The 245-nt window shown below is 43.3% G+C and carries 1 protein-coding gene; it reads right to left on the bottom strand.

Annotated features, from left to right (window positions below; translation table 11 throughout):
* Positions 1–245, bottom strand: a 245-nt coding sequence (locus CD122_RS10920; protein ID WP_142381209.1) for an SdrD B-like domain-containing protein, incomplete at both ends; no start/stop codon positions are given.

Below are 245 nucleotides of genomic sequence, written 5' to 3'. Positions count from 1 at the left end.
TCATCTGTTACAACTGTTTCTGTTGTTCCATCTGGATACGTGATTGTTACTTCCACACCTGGAATTCCTGGTTCACCTTCGTCTTGAACACCATCATGGTTTGTATCTTCCCATACTGTGTCGCCGACTTTAACTTTGATGAAGCCGCTGTCGATTGTCATGTCATCTGCGTCTTGAATTGTTACGTTTACAACTTGACCATCTGAATCTAATGCGTCATCACCTGTGTTGACTACTGTTGGACC

The sequence above is a fragment of the Staphylococcus rostri genome (assembly GCF_002902145.1).
Classification (GTDB): Bacteria; Bacillota; Bacilli; order Staphylococcales; family Staphylococcaceae; genus Staphylococcus; species Staphylococcus rostri.
This window is presented reverse-complemented; position numbering and strand designations above follow the sequence as displayed.